Genomic DNA, 477 nt, shown 5'->3' with positions numbered 1-477 from the left:
TTGTCAGTTGGCCACGAGTCTCAATAGAGCCATATTTTCTCTTCCTTTGATTTCTGAAACGTAAGTTGTGGAAGAGCACACCACCTCTGCTTTTATCCTGCTGTATAAACCTGTATATGGAATGCAGGCTGACTGAAACATGAGAAGCAATCTGTTCGGGACTCCATTGGAGATCAAGATAAGCAATGACCTGTACCCAAGTATCATAAGGGATTCTTTTGGGATTAGGACAATGCCGTCTGCGAGCTAATTTATGGGCATGTTGAGCGAAATAACCATTCCTTGCCCGATTACGTGCTATTTCTCTGGAAATAGTGGAAGGTGAGCGATTTAGCCTCCAGGCGATATAACGTTTAGAAAAACCTTCACGTAACAATGTGGAAATCTGATATCTTTCTTCTTGAGTAAGATGAGTATAGTTCATGATGCAACTTTGACTTTGGTCGGTCGGAAGCAAAATGCTAGCTCATCTTGCTT

At 41.9% G+C, this 477-nt stretch carries 1 protein-coding gene; it reads right to left on the bottom strand.

Going from position 1 to position 477, the window contains the following annotated elements; genetic code table 11:
- On the bottom strand, positions 1-424 hold a 424-nt coding region (locus E2K74_RS14470; protein ID WP_151208235.1), incomplete at its 3' end, for a helix-turn-helix domain-containing protein.
- Positions 425-477: the final 53 nt, after the last annotated feature.

The organism is Acinetobacter sp. RF15B (genome assembly GCF_007558235.1).
Taxonomy (GTDB): Bacteria; Pseudomonadota; Gammaproteobacteria; order Pseudomonadales; family Moraxellaceae; genus Acinetobacter; species Acinetobacter lwoffii_C.
The sequence above is the reverse complement of the archived record's forward strand: the minus strand, read 5'-3'. Positions and strand labels throughout refer to the sequence as shown.